The organism is Nocardia sp. NPDC057663 (assembly GCF_042799895.1).
Classification (GTDB): domain Bacteria; phylum Actinomycetota; class Actinomycetes; order Mycobacteriales; family Mycobacteriaceae; genus Nocardia.
The window spans coordinates 1-2,558 of sequence record NZ_JBHVHX010000046.1; the positions used below are offsets into that span (position 1 = coordinate 1).

1 rRNA gene is annotated in these 2,558 nt (G+C 53.7%); it reads right to left on the reverse strand.

What is annotated here, in order from left to right:
• A 23S ribosomal RNA gene (locus tag ACFVAV_RS35660) occupies positions 1–2,558 on the reverse strand; the annotation flags it as partial.

Sequence of the window (2,558 nt, forward strand, 5' to 3'; positions counted from 1 at the left end):
CAGCTCGCGTACCGCTTTAATGGGCGAACAGCCCAACCCTTGGGACCGACTACAGCCCCAGGATGCGATGAGCCGACATCGAGGTGCCAAACCTCCCCGTCGATGTGGACTCTTGGGGGAGATAAGCCTGTTATCCCCGGGGTAGCTTTTATCCGTTGAGCGATGGCCCTTCCATGCGGAACCACCGGATCACTAAGCCCGACTTTCGTCCCTGCTCGACTTGTAGGTCTCGCAGTCAAGCTCCCTTGTGCCTTTACACTCTGCGAATGATTTCCAACCATTCTGAGGGAACCTTTGGGCGCCTCCGTTACCTTTTAGGAGGCGACCGCCCCAGTCAAACTGCCCACCTGACACTGTCTCCCCGCCCGATAAGGGCGGCGGGTTAGAAGGTCAATACAGCCAGGGTAGTATCCCACCGATGCCTCCACCGAAGCTGGCGCTCCGGTTTCCAAGGCTCCTACCTATCCTGTACAAGCTGTACCAACATTCAATATCAGGCTGCAGTAAAGCTCCACGGGGTCTTTCCGTCCTGTCGCGGGTAACCTGCATCTTCACAGGTACTATAATTTCACCGAGTCTCTCGTTGAGACAGTGCCCAGATCGTTGCGCCTTTCGTGCGGGTCGGAACTTACCCGACAAGGAATTTCGCTACCTTAGGACCGTTATAGTTACGGCCGCCGTTTACTGGGGCTTCAATTCGCACCTTCGCTTACGCTAAGCGCTCCTCTTAACCTTCCAGCACCGGGCAGGCGTCAGCCCCTATACTTCGCCTTACGGCTTCGCAGAGACCTGTGTTTTTGCTAAACAGTCGCCTGGGCCTATTCACTGCGGCTCTCTCGGGCTTGCACCCTAACAGAGCACCCCTTCTCCCGAAGTTACGGGGTCATTTTGCCGAGTTCCTTAACGAGAGTTCTCTCGATCACCTTAGGATTCTCTCCTCGCCTACCTGTGTCGGTTTGCGGTACGGGCACCTCTCACCTCGCTAGAGGCTTTTCTTGGCAGTGTGGAATCAGGAACTTCGCTACTATAATTCGCTCGCCATCACAGCTCAGCCTTCACGGGAAACGGATTTGCCTATTTCCCAGCCTAACTGCTTGGACGCGGATATCCAATACCGCGCTTACCCTATCCTCCTGCGTCCCCCCATTGCTCAAATGGTGAGGAGGTGGTACAGGAATATCAACCTGTTATCCATCGCCTACGCCTTTCGGCCTCGGCTTAGGTCCCGACTAACCCTGAGCGGACGAGCCTTCCTCAGGAAACCTTAGGCATTCGGTGGAAGGGATTCTCACCCTTCTTTCGCTACTCATACCGGCATTCTCACTTCTAAGCGCTCCACCAGTCCTTACGGTCTGACTTCGCTGCACTTAGAACGCTCTCCTACCACTGACATCAAAGATGTCAATCCACAGCTTCGGTGATACGTTTAGCCCCGGTACATTTTCGGCGCAGAGTCACTCGACCAGTGAGCTATTACGCACTCTTTAAATGGTGGCTGCTTCTAAGCCAACATCCTGGTTGTCTAAGCAACTCCACATCCTTTTCCACTTAATACACACTTTGGGACCTTAGCTGGCGGTCTGGGCTGTTTCCCTTTTGACTACGGATCTTATCACTCGCAGTCTGACTCCTAAGGATAAGTCATTGGCATTCGGAGTTTGACTGAATTCGGTAACCCGGTAGGGGCCCCTAGTCCAATCAGTGCTCTACCTCCAAGACTCTTACCTTGAGGCTAGCCCTAAAGCTATTTCGGGGAGAACCAGCTATCTCCAGGTTCGATTGGAATTTCTCCGCTACCCACACCTCATCCCCGCACTTTTCAACGTGCGTGGGTTCGGGCCTCCATTCAGTGTTACCTGAACTTCACCCTGGACATGGGTAGATCACCTGGTTTCGGGTCTACGACCACGTACTCATGCGCCCTATTCAGACTCGCTTTCGCTGCGGCTCCGCATCTTCTGCTTAACCTTGCACGGGATCGTAACTCGCCGGTTCATTCTACAAAAGGCACGCCATCACCCGTTAACGGGCTCTGACTACTTGTAGGCACACGGTTTCAGGATCTCTTTCACTCCCCTTCCGGGGTGCTTTTCACCTTTCCCTCACGGTACTGGTTCACTATCGGTCACTAGGGAGTATTTAGCCTTGGGAGATGGTCCTCCCGGATTCCGACGGAATTTCACGTGTTCCGCCGTACTCAGGATCCACTCAGGAGAGAACGAAGTTTTGACTACAGGGCTGTTACCTCCTATGGCGGGCCTTTCCAGACCTCTTCATCTACCTCGTTCCTTTGTAACTCCGTACAGAGTGTCCTACAACCCCAAGAGGCAAGCCTCTTGGTTTGGGCTGGTCCCGTTTCGCTCGCCGCTACTCAGGGAATCGCATTTGCTTTCTCTTCCTCCGGGTACTTAGATGTTTCAGTTCCCCGGGTCTGCCTTCTCATATCCTATGAATTCAGATATGGATACCACTCCATTACGAGTGGTGGGTTTCCCCATTCGGAAATCTCCGGATCAAAGCTTGCTTACAGCTCCCCGAAGCATATCGGTGTTCGTCCC